Consider the following 20,627-nt stretch of genomic DNA (forward strand, 5'->3'; position numbering starts at 1 on the left):
CTCGATGCTTGGCGGCAATTCAATGCCTAATATAAAAGAACTCGAAGATACGCTTTCTAGCAAAGGAATAGAACTGGCCGGCCCAATTGTCGTAAACAATACTGACTTAGATGAATACTTTGTATTCGTAAATTCGAAATTGGATAAATCACGAAAGCGGTCTCCCAGCTCACATACGTTAAACCAGATCTCTCAGATGTATAAGGATTCTGGTGCCACTGTTTCTTTTGTAATTGTTGAAGGTGACCGGGATAATATTGATAGCAGCTTGAAGACTATGCTTTTCGGGAGATTTCCTGAAATGGTTCGAAACTCATTTGCATCAATTTCAAATACAAAAGCAGATGTTTGGATTGAACCAAAGAGAAGTTTGACCGAAACTGAAATCAATTCAATTACAAAGTCGATTAACGAGTTTTTAGATTTCCTTAGAATCGAACTTAAGTCCGCAAACTTTACTCAGACAGAATATACGCCGACGCCCATAGCAATTTTGCGTACATTGAGACTAATAGCTCCATGTGAATTGCAAACACTTGTCGCTGCACTAGAGAGCAAACACTTCAATGTACCGAATTCGGTTTGGATGAACCACACACTGGACAAAATGCGCAAAGCTGGAACTGTGGTTCGACGAAAGGACGGCGAATACTTTCTGTCGCTTCGGGGCCTCCATATTCTCGGTAGCGACAAGCATAGACATAGCCCGGATGTTGCAAGGGCTCTTGCACAAACGAAGCAAGGAGAATAATTTTGACGTGTGAGGGCCTCAGGCGCGGGTGTGTATCATGCCCACTAGCCAAGACTATACATAGAAGGGTTCCGACCATGCTGTCGGCGCTCCTTCGAACCACCAACAACATGGTCGGACACTTATGAAAGCCAGCTTTGCTAAATGAGGCTCTCACACAAATATATTGAAAAAATTGCGCTTGTTGCTGGTAGCGCAGAAGATTTGATTACGGCCTTGGGAAATTCTTGCTCACCCGAAGAAAAGGCAGAGATCCAAAGGCTGGTAGATGCTGGTTTGCCCCCGGTTACGTCTAGCGATGCACTGTCAGTTATGACCGGATTTAACCCAGGATTTATTTGGTCGCTAGTTTCGCGTCCAGAAAAGCAATACCGTGTATTCAAAATACCCAAAGGCCGCGAAGAACGGCAAATCGAAGCCCCACGCGTAGCACTAAAACTTATCCAGAAATGGTTTTCGGTACACTTCGAGAATAAATGGGTCGCACATAGTTCCGTACATGGATTTGTTAGAGGACGGTCCCATATTTCGGCTGCAAAGTCCCATTTAGGCGCCGAGTGGGTGGCATCCGTCGATATTCGGAACTTTTTTCCATCTACAACAGCATCTGAAGTAGACAATGCCCTCCGTGACTTGGGGTATGGGGACGAAAGCATAAAGTTGTTGAAGCGCTTATGTTGCTTTGGAGGGAGGCTTTCTCAAGGCGCGCCAACTAGTCCTATACTATCCAACATAGCACTTCATCGTATCGATCTAGATGCTAGTAATGTCGCAATCGAATTAGGCGCTGTATATACGAGATATGCTGATGACATTGTTTTTTCTGGAAAAGGACTTCCACCGCCCGATGTCTTAGAAAAATTGGAAAAACTCTTCACTGGTACGTGTTGGCAGTTGTCCGAGCGAAAGAGGCATATTGCCCAACTACCTGGTCGCTTGAAAGTTCACGGTCTTCTTGTGCATGGCGATAAGGTACGACTCACGAAGGGATACCGCAACCGAGTTCGCGCATATAAGCATCTGGTGTCAAAGGGTCGGATCAATCTTGATGATCGCAACCGAATTGGTGGTCATATCAATTATGCAAAGCAGATAGACGAAGCGAGCGATTAGCTTCCTCTATCAGGATTTTTTCAAAACAACTGTTCACCTGTCTGCGGAAATATACTCGCACCGGATCGAAGCTGACCACGAAACAGGTTTGAACTAGATGCCAAATGAAGTTGCGCGATTTGCCAAACGAAGTTGCGCGCTACATCTGAAACAGGAAAGAGAGAACACCGAAACGGCAATAACGATCAGCCGAATTCTGCTTACACAGTGCTTACACAGCTCTGTTTTCAACAAGTTGAATATATGCTAAGTTATTGGAAAATATGGCGCACCGGGGAGGATTCGAACCCCCGACCCCCAGATTCGTAGTCTGGTGCTCTATCCAGCTGAGCTACCGGTGCATCAAGAACGGTCCGTTTAAGAGAACGATGTGTTCATCTTCGATGGCCGTTCGGTCTGCGAGGCGTTGGTCCGCCCCGGACAGGGCGCTTATCTACTGCGGACCGGCGGGGGATGCAAGCGCCTTTTTGAACTTTTTTTGAAAGTTCTTTGCTCAGCGGCCGCCAACCTCAGAATTCCGCAAGTTCTCTTAAATTATTTGTACACAGGCCAAGCTGTTACGCGCTCACAGCTCCCGGCCTGTACAGGTCGTTCATAAGACGTAACCGTTTGTCAGGAATTGCGGTCCGGCAACTCGATGCGGAAGCAGGTGCCCGGCTGGCTGCAATCCAATTGGATGGTGCCGCCGTGGGCTTTCAGAAGTTCTGCAACGATTGCCAGCCCAAGACCAATGCCACCGGTCTTGGCCCCGCTGTGAAACGCCTTGAACAGCCCCCTTTGCGTGTTTTCCGGGATCCCCGGGCCGGTATCAGACACCTCAATATGTACACAACTTCCGCGCCGTTCCGCTGACAGGCAAATCCGGCGCACCAAAGTGGTATCTTTCTCCGCTTCCAATGCTTGCAGAGCGTTGCGTGTCAGATTGAGCAAGACCCGGAAGATTTGCTCTGGATCTGCATCCACCTCCAAAGTCTCAGCAATCTTGTTTTCAAACTGAACGGTCTCGTGATCGGCCAGCCCCAAAACATCGGCAACATCATCGCCGACACGTTTTAGAGCAATCAACCGGCGCTGCGGCGCCCGCTCCTGCGCCTTGCCGTAGGCCATAACCGCCTGGGTGTAGCTGACAGCCCGGTCAAGCGTTGCCAGGATCTTCGGCGCCAGCCGGTTGACTGTCGGATCAGGCACATGTTCCAGGCGCTCCAAGAACAACTGCGCGGAGGCTAGAAGATTGCGCAGGTCATGGTTGATTTTCGACACGGCCAAACCAAGATCAGCCAAGCGCTGTTTTTGGTGAAGCGCACGCGACAGGGCTTCTTCCATCGCTGCCAGACGGATTTCTGCATCCCCCAATTCATCCCGGCGCGGCGAGACTGTGATGATGCGGGAGACGTCTTCGGGATTGTCGGCGAACTGCTCCATCGAGCGGGTCAGCCGCCGCAAGGGCCGGATAAATAGGGCCTGCAATGTGATATAGACAAGCGTTGCCGTGATGCCCGAAATCACCAGTGACAACGCCAAAATCCGGCCCGAAAAAGCCAGCATATCCTGCTGAAGCAGCGCGATGGGGAACACCACGTCCACCCGTTCCGTATGGCCCATCTGCCCAGCAGCCACCGCCCGCATAACGCCCTTCCCCCGGTAGGTAAGCACAGCGAAACTGTCCAGAACGGACGTCCAGGGCGTGACTTTTGCCATGTCGACAACAAAGTCGATTTGAGCCGGCACGTCGCTCATGGCAATCAACCGGCGCTGAGAACCTTGATCGAGCGCAATGGCAATTGCTCCCGTTGTCTTGAGCAGTTCTTCTTGCAGCCGCGGCGCAATAGTGTTCGTTTCCGCCAGCACTGACGCGGCCACACCAGCAGTGGTCAAGCGGTCCATCAGCCACGTGTTGCGGAAATTCGCGATCGACGGCACGTAAATGAAAACTTCGGCAACCATGACAAACAGGATCGTCAGAAGCAGAAGTTTTCCGGACAAGCCGCCAAACCGGTGCCGGCCAAACTGGTTGCCTGATTCCGGCCTCCCGCTGGCGCCTAAACCATTCTCGTTTGGAGCGACGGCTCCTTCCGGCATGCCCTCATGCTTCATGACAGCTCCGTCCCAACACCGCAGCCAGAACCGTATCAGCCCAATTCATCTTATCCAAACTTACGCAACAAACCGATTCCACGACGTAGCCAAGCATTTTTCGGCGCATCCGCATAGTATGAAATTGCAGCCCGGCGCACCAGTTCACCGAGCGTCGGATAAGGTGCAATAAACCCGGCAAGATCTTTCATGGTCATCTTTTTTGAAATCGCCAGAGACAGAAGATTGATGACTTCACCGGCTTGAGCTCCGACAATATCTGCTCCCAAAAGCCGTCCGCCCGGTCCGGCGATCAGCTTGAGTTTGCCGATGATTTCGCCTTCCGCTTGTGCGCGGTCATTTCCGGCATAGGCCGCGCTCAGGACCTTGACCTTTTTGCCATGCCGCGCTCTGGCTTCTGCCTCGGTCAGCCCAATGTGGCCCAATTCGGGTGAGGTATACGTCACCCAGGGCACGATATCTGTTTGCATTTTGACCGGCAGCCGGAACAGGATCGAACGAATAACAAGGCCCGCCTGATGACCTGCGACATGGGTAAATTGAAGCCCGCCCGCAACATCACCGATGGCATAGATCTTCTTGTTGGACGTGCGCAGGCCATGATCAACGGTGATGCCCTTGTGGGAGTAGGAGACATGGGCGGCCTCAAGACCCAGCCGCTCAACATTGGGCGCTCGTCCGGCTGCCACAAGCATATGGCTGACAGCTCTGGTGACTAGTTCGCCGTCCTCTGACCGGGCCGTTATAAGAACCCCGTCATCGAAGCCTTCGACCTTCTCAACCGCTGTTTTTTCAAAAATTTCGACACCTTCGCTTTTCAAAGTGTCCAGCACGACACCTGCCAGTTCTGGATCATCCTTGCCGAGTGCGGTTTGCGCTTCGAAAACGGTCACTTTTGAGCCTAAGCGCCGATGCGCCTGCGCCATTTCCAAACCGATAGGTCCACCACCAATGATCCCGAGATGTTCTGGCGTCTCACGCAAGGTGAACAGTGTTTCGTTGGTCAGATACGGCACCTGATCAAGGCCAGGAATTGGTGGAACAAGAGCCGTTGATCCAGTCGCGATCACAATTCGCCGGGCGCGGATCTCATGGTCCCCTGCCACCACCACATCAGGTGCAGTGAATTCGGCAGCCTCCCGAAGCACGGTAACGCCAAGCCCTTCAAAACGTTCTTGAGAATCATGTGGCTCAATCGCCGCGATGACTTTCTGCACATGATCATTGGCTTTGGCGAAATCCACATCCGGTTCTTCAAATGGAACACCAAACCTGGCCGCTTTTTGAACATTCTTGACAGCTTTGCCTGCCGCCAGGAGCGCTTTGGACGGGACACACCCGTAGTTCAGGCAGTCACCACCCATTTTTCCCTTTTCAATCAGGACAACCTCAACGCCAAATGCAGCAGCAGCGGCAGCGACAGATAGTCCACCTGATCCAGCACCAATGACACAAATATCCGGGGTCAGCAGCTTCGACATATAAAGGTCCAATTAATTGATGGATTTCCCGCGCGGTTAGGCACTTCAGCGGGTGCGGAGCCGTTTGAGCGCAACCGGTATCAAGCTGGCGATGCCAAGCGCAAAGAAGGCAACTATCAATTGCGGCGTGACCAGGGCGGAGACTTCGACCGCACAGGTGCCAGCGGCCGCACATCCGGGGTTGGCGGCTTCTTGTGCTTCGATCACGCTATCAAGACCGGATCCGATAAAGGCAAAGGCAAATGTTCCAGGAATAATACCAACAAAGGTTGCTAGAACATAAGACCCAAGCGGCATTTGAAACACTGCCGGAGCAATGTTGACCAGCCAAAACGGGAAGACCGGCGTGAGGCGCAAAAAGAGAAGATAATTGAAGGCATCGCGCCGGAACCCTTCGGTTAGCCGCGTGAGAAAGGGCCCTGCGCGCTGGGTCAGCATGTCTCCAAAGGAAGATTTTGCGATCAGAAAAACCACGGCAGCTCCGACTGTCGCCCCGAAAACTGTCGCAAAACCGCCGATGACCCACCCAAAGAGAAAACCGCCTGCAATCGTGAAAAGCGAAGCGCCCGGGAAAGATAACGCAACCGCTACAGAATAGAGCGCGACATAACCAACAACAGTCATCATCAGGTTGTCTGTCACGAGACTGGCCAAATGCTGGCGCTCCATGATCAATGCGGAGAGCGTCAGATGATTGTGAAGGCCTTGGGAGAACGCTAGGATCATCAGCGAAAGAAGCACTGCCAATGGGCTCCACTTGCGCAGCAGTGCGCCTGACGACTTTTCAGCTTCCGGCTTTTGAACCCCGTTGGGCTCATCAGTTCCGTTCATCGCCTCCGCCTCATTTCCCCGCATTGGCCACTCCATTATCCTTAATTCTGCCGCGTTCGGGCGGCAACAGTGCCGATGTCTTACGTCAGGTGTACCTTAAAGCTTGTAAAAAGAAGCTGATTTCACTGATAAGTGAGACAGCGCGGTCAAGCATTCACCTGTGCGTGATCAAAAACGGGTGCGAGAATCTCTGCGGCAAACGTTGACTTCAACCGGCATGACGCTTATAAGCGCGCTCGATCGGGACATGCATTCGGACCCATGGCTGTTTAAAGCTGCGCTGGCTGAGCGCTTCGGGTGCTTCCTCCAAAGAATTTAAAATGAACAAGGGCCGCGCTTAAGCCGCGCGGGGAAGAACAATGAAGCGTACGTATCAACCGAGCCGTCTTGTCCGCAAGCGCCGCCACGGCTTCCGCGCACGTATGGCCACCAAGAGTGGCCGTCAGGTGCTTGCTCGCCGTCGTGCCAAAGGCCGTAAGAGCCTCAGCGCCTAAGCGGCGTCTGCTTGCAGCGCACCAGCTAGACGGTGTCTGCCAACAGCCAAACCGCTGCTATGAACACACTCAAAAAGCGCTCCGAGTTCCTTGCGGTTGCCAAAGGTGGCCGTTTGGGTCGGCGCGCTTTTGTTGTTCAAGGTCTTCAACGGACCAGCGGCGCGTCTTCGCGGATCGGCTATACGGTCACCAAAAAAACCGGCAATTCAGTCGTGCGGAGCCGCATCAAACGGCGTCTGCGGGCGGCTGTGGCTGAGCTGACGCAGGCCGACATACCAAATAATGCCGATTTTGTGCTGGTTGCACGCGATGGCGCGCTAACTCAGCCCTTCCAAAATCTGGTCACAGACCTTAAGTCTGGGCTACACCAGGTGCTAGATCCGGCAACACCGCGCGGCCGCGGCAAACCGCGCAAGGGCAATAGGCCCAAACAAACACATCACCGCGCAGGTAACAGGGGTAAATCCAGTTGATTTCTGAAAACCGCAATACGATTCTCGCGATCGTTCTGTCCCTGGTCGTTTTGCTGGGCTGGCAATATTTTTATGCCGGACCACAACTGGAACGCCAACAGGCAGCTCTTCAGGCCCAACAGGAAGCGGAAGCAGCTCGCCAGGCTGAAAATGGCGGCGTCAATCCAGATGCTCCGAAACCATCCACCTCCGGCACGGCCGTAGCCCCCTCGACCGGTGGTGCACAAGCATTTGCCTCACGGGATCAGGCACTGGCGTCCTCAAAACGTGTAAAGATTAACACCCCGCGACTGGAAGGCTCTGTCAACCTGACCGGCGGCCGCCTCGATGATCTGCGCCTGAAGGACTATCACGAGACAGTCGATAAGAGCAGTCCAACGATTGTTCTGTTCTCACCGACAAACTCCCCTTCGGCCTATTTCGCAGAACACGGCTGGACTAAGGATGCCAACTCCAATGTCCAAGTTCCGGGACGGGATACCGTATGGACTATTGAGGGCTCTGCTGACCTGACGCCAACGACCCCGCTAACCTTGACGTGGGACAATGGCGAAGGGCTCATCTTCAAGCGTGTGTTCTCTGTCGACGAAAACTACATGTTCACGGTTGGGCAATCGGTTACCAACAATTCCGGAGACGCCGTTACGCTTTATCCGTATGGCCTCATCTCCCGGAACGGCATCCCGGAAATGAGCGGCATTTATATTCTTCACGAAGGTCTGCTTGGGGTCTTTGGCGAAGAAGGACTGGTTGAAGTCGACTATTCCGACCTGGAAGAGGACGGACCTGTCCGGCCGGCAGCCGTAGACCGCGGATGGCTCGGAATCACCGACAAGTATTGGGCGGCAACTCTCATCCCGACCCCGGGTCAGGAATTCCAGCCGGGCTTCAGCTACGCGGCCCAGAGCGGCAACTTCCAAGCCGATTATCTTGGAAATGCGATTACCGTTCCAGCAGGCGGCACGGGTGAAACCAGCTCTTATCTGTTTGCCGGCGCCAAAGAAACAGCTCTACTGGATGCCTATGAAGAAGCCCTCGGCATTGAACGGTTTGAGCTTTTGATCGACTGGGGTTGGTTCTACTTCCTGACCAAGCCAATGTTCTTCGCCATTGACTGGTTCTTCAATTTCTCTGGCAATTTCGGCGTTGCGATCCTTCTGGTCACCGTTCTGGTCAAACTCGTCTTCTTCCCGCTGGCAAACAAATCCTATGTCAGCATGAGCAAGATGAAACTGGTGCAGCCGCAGATGACTGAAATCCGCGAAAAATACGCGGACGACAAACAGAAGCAGCAGCAAGCTCTGATGGAGCTTTATAAGAAAGAGAAGATCAATCCATTGGCCGGCTGTCTGCCAATCCTGATCCAGATCCCGGTCTTCTTCTCCCTCTATAAGGTTCTGTTCGTCACGATCGAAATGCGCCACGCGCCTTTCTTCGGATGGATTCAGGATCTGTCTGCACCGGACCCGACCTCCCTCTTCAACCTGTTTGGTCTGATCCCCTGGGATCCGCCACAGTTGTTGATGCTTGGCGTCTGGCCGTTGATCATGGGCATCACAATGTTCATCCAGATGAAAATGAACCCGGCTCCGCCCGATCCGACTCAGCAGATGATCTTCACCTGGATGCCGATCGTCTTCACCTTCATGCTGGCGTCCTTCCCAGCTGGTCTCGTGATCTACTGGGCATGGAACAACACATTGTCAGTCGCTCAGCAGTACGTGATCATGCGCCGCCAAGGCGCCAAAGTGGAGCTTTGGGACAATTTAGGGGCCCTCTTCAAACGCAAGAAACCGGCCGCGACAGACAAAAAGAGCTGACATTCAGGTTTCTAGCTGATAACAGGCAAGGCCTCGCCACACGGCGGGGCCTTTTTCATGACCAAAGATATTTCAGGAGTGCCCGGACAATGATCCACTAAAGCAAAGACCGATATCCCAAGGCGATACCGCCGGCCGGTTGGTCGACTGCGCATGATTAGCGCGCTTTCTTGCCTTGTTTCTTTGCTTCTTGGAGGTCCTATGCACGGTCCAAACCCTGACGTCCGTCACCCGTTCAACGGTGAACCACACACTGTTTTTCTGAAAAATGTTGTCACCCGCCCGAACATCGAAGTGGGCGACTATTCCTATTACAACGATGAGCAACACGCAGCTGACTTCGAAAATCGAAACGTCCGCTATCATTTCGATTTTGTAGGCGACAAACTCAAGATTGGCCGTTTTTGTGCGCTTGCATCCGGAACCACGTTCATCATGAATGGTGCCAATCACGCCATGACCGGATTATCTACCTACCCCTTCAACATCTTTGGAAAAGGCTGGGAAGACGGGTTTGAGCCGGCAACGATTTTTGACCATCTGCGCGGTGACACGCTTGTCGAGAACGATGTCTGGTTTGGCACAAATTCCGTTGTCATGCCGGGCGTGACCATTTGCTCAGGCGCCATCATTGGCGCGCACGCAGTTGTTGCCTCAGATATCCCGCCCTTTGCGGTCGCGGTTGGAAATCCGTCACGTATTGTCCGCCTACGCTTTGATGAAAGGACCATAGAGCGCCTTTTAGAGATCGCGTGGTGGGATTGGCCTGCTGAAAAGATCTCCCGGCACCTCAGCGCGATTCGAAAAGCAGACTTGGCCGACCTGGAAAAGGCAGCCGCAGAACCGGACTGCGTTCTCGACGCAGCCGTCAAGGCGGGTTAGAAGGCTCTCCATGAGTGAAGATCAAACCTATTCTGAAGAAAGCCTGGAAGCTGGGCGGCTTATGTTCGCCCGGCAGTGGGATTTTCTCACCAGCGTCACCGACATGGCCAACCTTCCAGCGACCGCAGGCACCGAAATTGCCTTTGCCGGCCGCTCCAATGTTGGCAAGTCGAGCCTGATCAACGCGCTGACTGGACGCAAGGGATTGGCGCGAACGTCCTCCACACCAGGTCGGACGCAGATGCTGAACTTCTTTGTCGCGCCCGAAACACCTTTGACCATCGTCGATATGCCGGGTTACGGTTATGCGCAAGCGCCCAAAGACCTGGTCGACGCCTGGACCAAACTGGTGTTTTCCTATCTGCGCGGCCGGCCAAACCTGCGCCGGGTCATTCTTCTGATTGATAGCCGCCACGGTATCAAGAAGAACGATCTTGAGACGATGGATCTGCTCGACAAAGCAGCCGTTGTCTATCAGGTGGTCCTGACCAAGGCGGACAAGATCAAGCCTCCGGCCCTCGCCAGACTGATCGACGACACCAAATCCGCCCTGGCCAAACGCGTTGCCGCGCACCCGGAAATCATTGCGACGTCTTCCGAGAAGAACAAGGGCGTTGATGAACTGCGTGCCGAGCTCTGCGTGCTTGCGAACCAATAGCCGGCAGAGTGTCCCAGATTGTTTGGCAGCGCCAAACCGGCTATAGCATTGTCCCCTCGCGCCAAACGCTCCGAATTGATTGAGAATTCCTAGAAATGACAACAGTTGAGTCCGAAAGCCGCGCCCATATCATTGCTCATGCGCTTCCCTATATGCAGCGCTATGACGGCAAGACCGTCGTCGTGAAATATGGCGGCAATGCCATGGGAGATCCGGCCCTAGGCCAGGCTTTTGCCCGGGACATCACCTTGCTGCGCCAATCCGGCGTCAATCCGGTAGTTGTCCACGGCGGCGGTCCGCAAATCGGTAAAATGCTGGACCGGCTCAATATTGTCAGCGAGTTCAAAGGCGGCTTGCGCGTGACCGACAAGGCAACCGTCGAAGTGGTCGAGATGGTACTCGCCGGTTCCATCAACAAGGAAATCGTCCAGCTGATCGATGCGGAAGGTGGCCGGGCCGTTGGCCTGTGCGGCAAAGACGGCAACATGGTGACCGCACGAAAACTCAAACGGACCGTTGTTGATCCAGACAGCAAGATCGAGAGCGTCATAGACCTCGGTTTTGTCGGCGAGCCGGAAAAAGTCGACCCGACCGTCCTCAAACTAGTCTTGAAAGAAGACATCATTCCGGTGGTTGCGCCGGTGGCACCCGGCAGCGATGGTGAAACCTATAATATCAACGCAGATACGGCCGCAGGCGCCATCGCCGGTTCACTCAATGCCAAGCGCTTGCTGTTCCTGACGGATGTTCCTGGTGTTTTGGACAAGGATGGCAAGCTCATCAAATCGCTGACCGTGGCGAAGGCCCGTGACCTGATGGCCGACGGCACTATATCTGGTGGTATGATTCCAAAAGTCGAAACCTGTATCGATGCGCTGGAACGCGGTGTGGAAGGCGTTGTGATCCTCAACGGCAAAGTACCTCATGCGGTTCTGCTGGAGCTCTTCACCGATGGCGGCGCAGGGACGTTGATCCGCCCGTGACCGGAAAACGTATTTTGCCTAAAGAAGGCCGGCATGCCCACCGGCAAGACATGCGGGTTTTCCGCGGTGTCGAGGCGTGGGTGTTTGATCTGGACAACACGCTTTATCCGCATGAAGCCAGTTTGTTCCCGCAAATCAACGAACAGATTGCACGCTACGTGCAAAAGGTTCTCGATTTGGGCCGCGACGAAGCGATGGCCCACCAAAAGGCGCTTTATCACGAATACGGCACCACCTTGCGCGGGTTGATGACCACCCACAAGATCGATCCGGACGACTATCTCGCCTTCGTGCATGATATCGATTATTCGTCGCTTGCACCGGATCCGGATCTTGGCCATGCCATCGAGGCGCTGCCTGGAAAGAAGTTCATCTTTACCAACGGCGACCGGCCGCATGCTGAACGTACTGCTGCCGCGCTTGGGATCTCAGAACACTTTGAAGATATTTTCGATATTGTATCGGCGGACCTGATTCCCAAACCCAACAAAGAAACCTACGACATGTTTCTGGATCGGACGGGCATTGCGCCAGCCCGGGCAGCCATGTTTGAGGACCTGGCGAAAAACCTGAAAGTTCCACACCATCTGGGCATGCGCACGGCCTTGATTGTTCCAAAAGGGTCCAGAGAAGTCCTTCAGGACAACCTGGACCTAGAAGGTGATCCCTACCCGCACGTCGACTTTGTGACCGAGGATCTGACTGGTTTTTTGCGGGCGGTCAAAGGCTCTTTAACCTAAGACAGAACATCGCTGGCCTCCTGAGCACAGATCTTCTAGATTGAGCAAAACTCAATTTTGGATCTGGCTTCTCTATGGCGTCGTTACGCGCACTTAATGCTTTTGCTCTTCTGGCCCGTCATGGCCGGGCAGCACTTGCAGCCGAAAAACTCGGCGTTTCCCCCTCGGCCCTGTCGCATCTCATGCGCAAGCTGGAAAGCGAACTGGGGGCAACGCTCGTCAACCGGGACGGGCGTGGTTTGACCTTGACCGAAGAAGGTCAACGCCTGGCGCTCAGCCTTGGTGATGCCTTCGACCGGATTGAAGAAGCCGTCGACAGTTTTAAGCGGCGCGGGCGGACGGAACTGCGCATCAGCACCGTCTCCACCTTTGCCACGCGCTGGCTGATCCCCCGGTTGCCCCAATTTCAGGCGAGCCAGCCGGATGTCGAACTGCTGCTGTCAACCTCGACCCGCATGATCGATCTGGACCGCGAGAATTACGATTGCGCTATCCGTCTTGGCACCGGCAATTGGCCGAGCGTGGAAAGCCATCTTCTTTGGAAAGAACACCTTGCGGTCGCATTGGCCCCAGGATTGCTGGCAGGAAAGGACGAAAACGATCCGGCAATTTTGGCCGACTTACCCCTGCTCCACAGCGCGTCAAGACGCAGCGACTGGAGCCAATGGCTTGCCGCAGCAGGTCTTGAACATACTGACACAAGTTCTGGCACCGTACTCCAGAGCCGGGATCTGGCCATTCAGGCGGCAATTGCCGGTATGGGCGCAATTGTCATCGACCGCCGGTTTGTCTCCCAGGAACTTGATGCCGGACACCTGGTTTGCCCGGACTGGGCCATTCTGGAACTGGAAACGGGGTACTGGTTTGTCCGTTCCCCTGCCCGCACATTGACCAGGCCTGTCGCCGCTTTCCGCGATTGGTTACAGGATACTGCCTAATTGCTCGATGCACTTCCCCAAAATGCGTCATTCCTGGAAAAGGCGACACATTTGACGCCGGGCAAACCGGATGTAACGGTACTATCCAACGCTCTAAATTGTCTGGGAGACTGAAATGGGAACCGCAATCAAATATGCTTTCATTGCGGTACTGGCGGCACTTACTTTCTGCGTGCAGACGTCGCCCAGTTCGGCCAGCTCTCTGCTCTGGCAGGTCAAAAGCAACCACCCCAACATTCTTGAGATCGAGTTTTATTCCGACACCCGCCGCGGTCACAGTTGGCCGGGCAACAATGAGATTTATCTTCTGGACGACTACTCCACCAAAACCGTGAACATATCCTGCCACCACGGAGAGCTGATTTGTTACGGTGCTTGGGTCCGGAACAGGACTGACATCTATTGGGGTGTCGGCTTCAAATACAGTCAATCCTGCTCAGACTGTTGTTACACCTGCAACGGCGGCCACACCAAGCTGATCATCCTCAACCCTTAAACGCATCGGCCAGGGATCAGCCCCATAAGATGATCCCTAGAACGGCAACAACGATTAAAAAACAGCCCGCAATCTCAGACCGGGCAATCGTTTCTTTGAACACCAACCAGGACGCAAGAAAGGTGAACACCAGCTCGACCTGGGCCAGAGCCCGGACATAGGCAACATTTTGCAAGGTCATCGCAGTGAACCAACCGATAGACCCGGCCACACCGGTTGCGCCGGCCCAAACTGCGACACGCCACGCAGCCAGACTGGCCCGCAGTTGATCTGGTTCACGCAGCACCATCCAAACAACCATTACCCCAGTCTGAAACAGCGTCGCATAAGCAAGCGCAAAGCCTGCCTGCATCGGGATGCCTGTTCCCTCAAGTGATAAGGACGCCACGCGATAAGCTGCAGCCGAAGCCCCGAACATAGCGGCCGAACCAAGCCCAATCAGAGCAGGACGGCCGAACAAAGATTGCCGGACTACGGATGCTGACAAGGTAGTATGCGCCAACGAAATGACAATCACCCCCAAAATGCCGATTAGAATGCACAGCCCGACAACCAGGGAAACGCTTTCGCCCAGTAGCAGAAACCCGAACAAGGCTGCCTGGATGGGTTCGGTTTTGGAATAGGCGGTTCCCACTGCAAAATTTCTGAAAGAGAACAAGTATACGAGCAAGAAAGTCCCGAAAATCTGAGCCAAACCACCCAGCGCGCCAGCAATCAAAAACACTGAGTTGATTTCTGGGATGGGATATTCGAATGCCAGGTGCAAGACGGCCACATAGAGGCAAGCAAACGGAAATCCATAACCGAACCGGACAAAAGTCGCGCCCGTGCTGCCCAACTGGCCTTTCAGATGCTTCTGGACCGCAGATCGCAAATTCTGGCAAAAAGCGGCAAACAGTGTGATTGGGATCCAGAGTTCCATCGGAGTTCCATAGCTATTCTTGACTTCTTCTCACACTACCCATCTAACACTCATTATAAAATATCTTCTTTTTCCATTTATAGATGAGTCATTCTCAAGTTTACGCGATGCCAGAGCGCACATTTGGCCTGTCAGCAGATTGGCCAATGGCAGGGAATTGACGTTTGCTGGTCGGATCCGGTCGCTGCCGTGCTTGACACTTGCCGGTCCGGACGCTTAGTTCCGCGCAGATTTCCTTAAGTTCCGGAGACATGCTTCCAGATGACACACGACCTTGCTGCCCTTTCCAAGACCATTGACGCAGCGTTCGAAGACAGTGCTTCGATCGACACGACCACGACTGGTGAAGTGCGCGATGCTGTTGAGACCACGCTGAACCTTCTCGATCAGGGACACCTTAGGGTCGCGGAAAAGAAAGATGGCGATTGGGTCGTCAATCAGTGGGCCAAAAAGGCGGTCCTCTTGTCCTTCCGCCTCAATCCGATGGACGTGATCAAAGGCGGTCCGGGCGACGCAACTTGGTGGGACAAGGTTCCATCCAAGTTTGACGGCTGGCGCGGTGTTGATTTCGAAAAAGCCGGTTTTCGTGCAGTCCCCGGTTCAATTGTACGGAGCGGCTCATTCATCGGCAAAAATGTTGTTCTGATGCCATCGTTCGTCAATCTGGGCGCTTATGTCGACGAAGGCACAATGGTTGACGGCTGGGCAACCGTTGGCTCTTGCGCGCAAATCGGCAAAAATGTGCACCTGTCCGGTGGCGTCGGCATCGGCGGAGTTCTGGAGCCCCTACAGGCAGGGCCGACAATCATTGAAGACAACTGCTTTATCGGTGCACGATCCGAAGTTGTTGAAGGCTGCATCGTGCGCGAAGGTTCGGTCCTCGGGATGGGAGTCTACATCGGCAAGTCGACCAAGATCGTTAACAGGATGACCGGTGAAGTGACCTATGGCGAAGTTCCACCGTATTCAGTGGTTGTTGCCGGTTCCATGCCGAGCGCCAATGTTATGGGCAATGGCCAAGCTGCCCCGAACCTTTACTGCGCCGTCATCGTGAAAACCGTTGATGAAAAGACCCGGTCAAAAACCGCGATCAACGATCTTCTGCGCGACTAATCAAAGTCTCGCCACCGCAAAAGCAATTGAAACCCCGCCCCCGAGGCGGGTTTTCTTTTGACCGAAGTGGAATCAGACCGCCCAGAGGCGTCCGGCCAGCTCGCCGATAATCAGAGAAATTAGAATATCCAGGAATACAATCCCGATCGCCAGACTTGCAGAAGCTTGCAGCGCGATCCGGGCAATCAAAAACCGGTACCAAAGCACCACGATCAGACAGGTGAACGACAACAGCACCATGATGCCCGATGGGATAATGCCCATCAAATACAGAAGCCCGGTCGCAAGGTACGGCACGGACGCCAGAAGGCTGGTCCAGTTACGCACCACAATGAAAGGCACATATTGGCGCGAAATCCCGATCGGCCCTGCAAGCATCGCCAGTACCAATGGCAGCATCACCCAATCGATGCCAAGGCTCAGGAATTGGGCTAGCCAATAAGTGTTTTCTGGAAACACCTCAGAAAGAATAACGTTCTCGGAAATCAGCAGTTTCTTTTCAGCTAGCGCGCTCACCAGAAACACCGGAGCCAGCAAAAAGATGACCAAAAACGAACGCCAGAACCCTTGGGTCGATTGGTCGAAATAATTCATCCCTTGCGACTGGTTGCGCAAAAGAAGCCAGGATCCATCTAGTGCTGCGCGTATCTCACTGGTGCTGATCAAATTCAGTCCGCTCCCGCAAACTTATGAGAAATAACTGGTTAGAAACCGCCGATAGATTGCCGCCAGGCGGTCAAGATCGTCCACCGCGACACATTCATCAACCTTGTGCATCGTCTGTCCAACAAGGCCAAACTCGACGACAGGACAATAGTTCTTGATGAAACGGGCATCCGACGTACCGCCTCCGGTGGAGAGCTCCGGCGTCCGGCCGGTTTCTTCTCGGATCGCATCACTTAAGGCCGCGATCAGCGTCTCGTCCTTTGTCAGGAAAGACTCGCTCGCATCACGCTTGAACGTAAGATCCATTTGAAGACCGCCGAGGTCGACAGCTTCCAGTGTCTCGGTAATCTTGGCCTTCAGACTGTCCAGCGTCCAAGTGTCATTGTAGCGAATGTTGAAACGGCACTCTGCGCGGGCAGGGATAACGTTGAAGGCCGGATTGCCGACATCAACTGTAACGATCTCTAGGTTGGACGGCTGGAAACGCTCATTGCCGTCATCCAGTTTTAATCCGTTCAGAGCCGTCATCAAGCGGGTTAAGCCCGGGATCGGATTGTCTGCCAGATGCGGATAGGCAGCGTGCCCCTGGACGCCGGTTACCGTCACGATCCCCGAGAGCGAGCCGCGGCGGCCGACTTTAATGGCATCACCAAGAATGTTTGGATTGGTTGGCTCGCCGACAATGCAAGCGTCAAACTTATGTCCCTGCGCTTCGGCCCATTCAAGCAGCTTAACTGTACCATTGACCGCCGGTCCTTCTTCATCGCCGGTGATCAGGAAGGATATGGTTCCGCCAAAACCTGGTCCTTGCGCTTTTACGAAGTCCAGAGCGGCTGCCGCAAAAGACGCTATACCGCCTTTCATATCGACTGCACCGCGGCCGAATAGCACCCCCTCCTCTATCGCACCTTCAAAGGGACCGTGTCGCCAATCGGCGTCCGCGCCAGCGGGGACAACATCGGTATGGCCTGCAAAAACAAAATGCGGCGCACCGGATCCAATGGACGCAAACAGGTTTTCAACGTCCGGCGTATCCTCATCCCGGAATGTCACCCGGTCTACCCGAAATCCGGCATTCTTCAAAAGGCTTTCAAGCTCTGTCAAAGCGCCGCCTTCCAAAGGTGTGACAGACGGGCACCGGATCAAATCACGGGCGATGGCAGAGGCAGGAGACAAGGACATAAGAGGGGGACTTCGTTCGACTTGGGATTGCGTTTCAGGAAGGTCAGCTTTTGCGCCAGTAGCTGTTTGGCAATGGACCGTGCCGATTGGGTTCAGCTTGGCTGGGCACAAAGCCGACGATGAGGACCATGAGGATATTCAACCCGGGGACAAAAATCAGCAAGGCAAAAAAGCCGCTGAAACCCATATCCTGAAGACGCTTAATCACCAGCGCCAATTCAAACCACTGCAAAATGAAGAACAGGAACGGGAAAAGAGGGTTGGATTCCATAAACTGCGAAATTGCGATGGTTTCATCGACAAATTCGATTTCTGCCGATCCCCACCACATGTTCACGGAGATTGCAATTACGGTCCAGACAAGAGCAAAACAAAGCCAATAGGGTTCACGCCCCATTCGCCCGATCGGACTGAGCAGGGCCCAAATTGGACCGGGGGCAATGTTGGCGCCGCGAGCGTTGGTCATAGGTTCCACTTGTAAATGAAAGTTCTGAAAAGGAGTTAGTCGCTTAAGAGATTGGGATCAAGCGCTGTTCACCAGGAAAACGCACGCCGGTACGCCCTCTGGCTTTTCTGACAATATCGCGCCATTAATACCCCAACGTAATTTTATTGCTGATTTCGCGGTTCGTGCAAATCACGCCAACATTTTCTGGAATCGAATTCTGAGAGGGCATCCATGATCCGTGCTTCAAGTAATAGAGACCTCATCTGTGTGCTTCTCTCGACTTTCCTTCTGCTCTTCCCATTGATATCCGCCACGCAAGCCCAGGAAACCGCTTCTGCTCTCCCTCCGGCACTCCAACAAGAAGCGATGGAAAAACTTGCTTCCGACCTTGATCCTCAACAGGTCGGCGCCTTGGCTGATTTGGTGACGCTGCTACAACAAGGGGCGGATGCCAAAAAGACTGCTGGAGCACTTTCCGGCGGAGGACCCGATCTGTTGGAGCGCTTGCAATCCGGCCTGAATGCTTTCGGTGCTATGGTTGTCAGCAATTTTCAAAGTCTACCTGCCCTTGCAACAGGGATCATTGGTGGCATCGGCGCCTTGTTTGCTGGGGATATTGCAGGACCGGTCCACATACTTTTTGGCGCAATTGGCCTGCTGCTCGTTGCCGGGTTTGGCGCAGAATTCCTTTTCAACCGTATTGTGGCCTCGCGAAGAGAGACAATTCAATCGTTAAAACCAACGTCTCTTTATGAAACTGTCAAAATCGTTTCGAGCCGGGCAGGCCTCGATCTTGGCGGCCTCATCATCTTTGCCCTTATCGTTCTCATCGTTGCGAGAGTAGCCGTCTTCGACCCGGTCATGCGGTCTTATGCCCTTCAAGCCGTTTTCTGGATCGTACTGCTGCCGCGTGCTGTCGCAGCCCTGTTGCGCTTTGCGCTTGCCCCGCATCGAAGTGAACTTCGGCTGGTGACCGCCAATGATGCGACGGCCAAATCTCTCTACCGCAGTTTTACAACTCTTTTCGCCTTTGTTGGCGTTGCCTTTTTCCTACGCAATGTGATGCAAGGAGCTGGCGCTGATGTCGGAGAGACCTACCGCTTTTTTGTCGGTTTTGGCGTCAATGCCTGGATTATCGCAATCATTTGGCAAGCCCGGCATGGATTAACCAGCATCATTCTGGGCGATGATGATGATCCGACCAGCGGGCTGGAACGCATGGCACAGTTCTGGCCCTACTTTTCCATGGCCTTCATTGCCTTCAACTGGCTTTTGATTCAGGTGACCTCCAGCATTGGTATCGATTCACTGACGGCTGGCCGCTCGCTTGCGGTCATCGCTTTGGTGGTCTTTGCGCCGTTTCTCGACACCATGGTGCGCGGGATCGTGTCGCACATTGTTCCGCCAATGCAAGGCGAAGGCCCCGTCGCGGAAGCAGCCCATTTGCAGACCCGATATAGCTATGTGCGGATTGCCCGTGTGGCATTGCTCGCATTTCTCATCCTTACCGTAGGCCGCATCTACGGGCTGAACCTGTTGGCCCTTGGAGGTGACGGGGGATCCGGTGTTGCCCGCAACAGCGTCATATTTCTTCTCATCCTCGCAGCTGGATATCTGGCCTGGGAAATTACAAACCTTTGGGTTAGTCAGCAGCTGGCGAAAGATTCGCCTCCACAGGAAACACAGGACGAAGAATCGGAAATGGGCGGAGCCGGCAAATCCCGCTTGGCGACGATTCTGCCTCTAGTCCGGATCGTTCTACAGGTCACCATAGTTACCCTCACCGTGCTGCTAGGCTTGAGCCAACTTGGGGTCAACATCACCCCGCTGATTGCCGGCGCCAGCATTGTAGGCTTGGCAATTGGCTTTGGTGCGCAAACGCTTGTGAGCGATGTCGTCGCTGGCATTTTCTTCCTGATGGACGATGCCTTCCGCATGGGCGAATTCATCAACACTGGCGGTGCTCAAGGCACGATTGAAAAAATCTCGATCCGGTCGATGCAGCTGCGCGGCACCAAAGGTGCCGTCCATGTCGTGCCTTATGGTCAGATTTCCAATCTCACCAACCTGTCGCGCGACTGGGTGATCATGAAGCTGAAGTTCACCATCCCCTTCGACACTGATCAGGAGAAGGTCCGAAAGATCTTCAAGAAAATCGGCCAGGAGATCATGGAGATGGACGAATATAAGGACGACCTTCTCGCCCCGTTCAAAGGCCAGGGTGTTGCCGATGTCGACGATGTTGGCATCGTGGTCCGCGGAAAGTTTACCACAAAACCAGGCAAGCAGTTTGGTGTCCGTAGAGAGATCTACAAACGGGTCCAAAAGGCGTTTGAAGAAAACGGCATTCAATTTGCGCGGAAAGAAGTCCGTGTCCAGCTTCCGGAGACTGCCAAATTGGACGAGCCACAGAAGGAGGCAATTGCAGCGGCCGCTGCTGAGGCTGCTACTCCGAAACCGGCTGTTTGACTGTTTTGAAAAAATACGCCCTTCTGCGCATTGGCGGCAGCACACCTGCAGGCTTATCATCTCCGCACAAGAG

20 protein-coding genes and 1 tRNA gene are annotated in these 20,627 nt (G+C 53.8%); 13 read left to right on the plus strand and 8 right to left on the minus strand.

The annotated features are described in order from the left end of the window. Positions 1–4: 4 nt before the first annotated feature. Both FJ695_RS00435 and FJ695_RS00440 read left to right on the plus strand, forming a co-directional pair. Positions 5–751, plus strand: a complete 747-nt coding sequence (locus FJ695_RS00435) for a hypothetical protein (RefSeq protein WP_168206223.1) — start codon at positions 5–7, stop codon at positions 749–751. A gap of 144 nt (positions 752–895) precedes the next feature. After that, positions 896–1,864: a reverse transcriptase family protein gene (locus FJ695_RS00440; RefSeq protein ID WP_141183612.1), complete on the plus strand. Its 969-nt coding sequence runs from the start codon at positions 896–898 to the stop codon at positions 1,862–1,864. Between the two features lie 264 nt (positions 1,865–2,128). Here the strand turns inward: FJ695_RS00440 and FJ695_RS00445 are convergent. The 4 genes from FJ695_RS00445 to FJ695_RS00460 form a co-directional block, all read right to left on the minus strand. Then, positions 2,129–2,205, minus strand: a tRNA-Arg gene (locus FJ695_RS00445). A gap of 271 nt (positions 2,206–2,476) precedes the next feature. Continuing rightward, the gene (locus tag FJ695_RS00450) at positions 2,477–3,958 is read right to left on the minus strand and encodes an ATP-binding protein (RefSeq protein WP_141183613.1); all 1,482 of its coding nucleotides are present in this window, start codon (positions 3,956–3,958) and stop codon (positions 2,477–2,479) included. A 50-nt stretch (positions 3,959–4,008) separates the two neighbouring features. After that, positions 4,009–5,439 (minus strand): NAD(P)/FAD-dependent oxidoreductase, encoded by a 1,431-nt coding sequence (locus FJ695_RS00455; RefSeq protein ID WP_141183614.1) that lies wholly within the window; start codon positions 5,437–5,439, stop codon positions 4,009–4,011. 45 nt (positions 5,440–5,484) lie between these two features. Next, on the minus strand, positions 5,485–6,294 hold the full coding sequence (locus tag FJ695_RS00460) for a TVP38/TMEM64 family protein (RefSeq protein WP_141183615.1): 810 nt from the start codon (positions 6,292–6,294) through the stop codon (positions 5,485–5,487). Positions 6,295–6,629: 335 nt separating this feature from the next. Here FJ695_RS00460 and rpmH point away from each other — a divergent pair, with 335 nt between their 5' ends. From rpmH to FJ695_RS00505, 9 genes are all read left to right on the plus strand, one after another. Next, on the plus strand, positions 6,630–6,764 hold the full coding sequence (gene rpmH, locus FJ695_RS00465; protein WP_081450549.1) for a 50S ribosomal protein L34: 135 nt from the start codon (positions 6,630–6,632) through the stop codon (positions 6,762–6,764). A 59-nt stretch (positions 6,765–6,823) separates the two neighbouring features. Then, on the plus strand, positions 6,824–7,237 hold the full coding sequence (gene rnpA / locus FJ695_RS00470) for a ribonuclease P protein component (protein WP_141183616.1): 414 nt from the start codon (positions 6,824–6,826) through the stop codon (positions 7,235–7,237). Then, on the plus strand, positions 7,237–9,057 hold the full coding sequence (yidC, locus tag FJ695_RS00475) for a membrane protein insertase YidC (protein ID WP_141188498.1): 1,821 nt from the start codon (positions 7,237–7,239) through the stop codon (positions 9,055–9,057). The genes rnpA and yidC overlap by 1 nt, the downstream gene beginning before the upstream one ends. A 153-nt stretch (positions 9,058–9,210) precedes the next feature. Next, on the plus strand, positions 9,211–9,939 hold the full coding sequence (locus FJ695_RS00480; protein WP_371708912.1) for a CatB-related O-acetyltransferase: 729 nt from the start codon (positions 9,211–9,213) through the stop codon (positions 9,937–9,939). A 10-nt stretch (positions 9,940–9,949) separates the two neighbouring features. Beyond that, complete coding sequence (gene yihA / locus FJ695_RS00485) at positions 9,950–10,597, plus strand: ribosome biogenesis GTP-binding protein YihA/YsxC (protein ID WP_141183618.1); 648 nt, start codon at positions 9,950–9,952, stop codon at positions 10,595–10,597. 95 nt (positions 10,598–10,692) lie between these two features. Beyond that, entirely contained in the window at positions 10,693–11,580 is an 888-nt protein-coding gene (gene argB / locus FJ695_RS00490) for an acetylglutamate kinase (protein WP_209010852.1), read from the plus strand. Then, a complete protein-coding gene (locus FJ695_RS00495) occupies positions 11,577–12,320 on the plus strand; it encodes a pyrimidine 5'-nucleotidase (RefSeq protein WP_247653765.1) in 744 nt (247 codons plus the stop codon). Before argB ends, FJ695_RS00495 begins: the two co-directional genes overlap by 4 nt. Positions 12,321–12,394: 74 nt before the next feature. Next, positions 12,395–13,258: a LysR substrate-binding domain-containing protein gene (locus FJ695_RS00500; protein WP_141183619.1), complete on the plus strand. Its 864-nt coding sequence runs from the start codon at positions 12,395–12,397 to the stop codon at positions 13,256–13,258. 115 nt (positions 13,259–13,373) lie between these two features. Then, positions 13,374–13,754, plus strand: a complete 381-nt coding sequence (locus tag FJ695_RS00505) for a hypothetical protein (protein WP_209010853.1) — start codon at positions 13,374–13,376, stop codon at positions 13,752–13,754. Positions 13,755–13,770: 16 nt separating this feature from the next. On the opposite strand, the gene FJ695_RS00510 is transcribed toward FJ695_RS00505, so the two are convergent. Next, a complete protein-coding gene (locus FJ695_RS00510; protein WP_141183620.1) occupies positions 13,771–14,676 on the minus strand; it encodes a DMT family transporter in 906 nt (301 codons plus the stop codon). A gap of 261 nt (positions 14,677–14,937) precedes the next feature. Between FJ695_RS00510 and dapD the strand changes: the two genes are divergently transcribed. Continuing rightward, complete coding sequence (gene dapD, locus FJ695_RS00515) at positions 14,938–15,789, plus strand: 2,3,4,5-tetrahydropyridine-2,6-dicarboxylate N-succinyltransferase (protein ID WP_141183621.1); 852 nt, start codon at positions 14,938–14,940, stop codon at positions 15,787–15,789. A 72-nt stretch (positions 15,790–15,861) separates the two neighbouring features. On the opposite strand, the gene FJ695_RS00520 is transcribed toward dapD, so the two are convergent. The 3 genes from FJ695_RS00520 to FJ695_RS00530 are packed head-to-tail and all read right to left on the minus strand — an operon-like array spanning position 15,862 to position 18,103. Beyond that, a complete protein-coding gene (locus tag FJ695_RS00520) occupies positions 15,862–16,455 on the minus strand; it encodes a hypothetical protein (protein ID WP_209010854.1) in 594 nt (197 codons plus the stop codon). A 21-nt stretch (positions 16,456–16,476) separates the two neighbouring features. Then, entirely contained in the window at positions 16,477–17,637 is a 1,161-nt protein-coding gene (dapE, locus tag FJ695_RS00525; RefSeq protein ID WP_141183622.1) for a succinyl-diaminopimelate desuccinylase, read from the minus strand. Between the two features lie 43 nt (positions 17,638–17,680). Further along, entirely contained in the window at positions 17,681–18,103 is a 423-nt protein-coding gene (locus FJ695_RS00530; protein ID WP_209010855.1) for a DUF805 domain-containing protein, read from the minus strand. Positions 18,104–18,316: 213 nt separating this feature from the next. Here FJ695_RS00530 and FJ695_RS00535 point away from each other — a divergent pair, with 213 nt between their 5' ends. Then, positions 18,317–20,554, plus strand: coding sequence for a mechanosensitive ion channel family protein (locus FJ695_RS00535; protein WP_141183623.1), 2,238 nt, complete (start codon positions 18,317–18,319; stop codon positions 20,552–20,554). Positions 20,555–20,627: the final 73 nt, after the last annotated feature.

The sequence above is a fragment of the Labrenzia sp. PHM005 genome, from assembly GCF_006517275.1.
In the GTDB taxonomy this organism is placed as follows: Bacteria; Pseudomonadota; Alphaproteobacteria; order Rhizobiales; family Stappiaceae; genus Roseibium.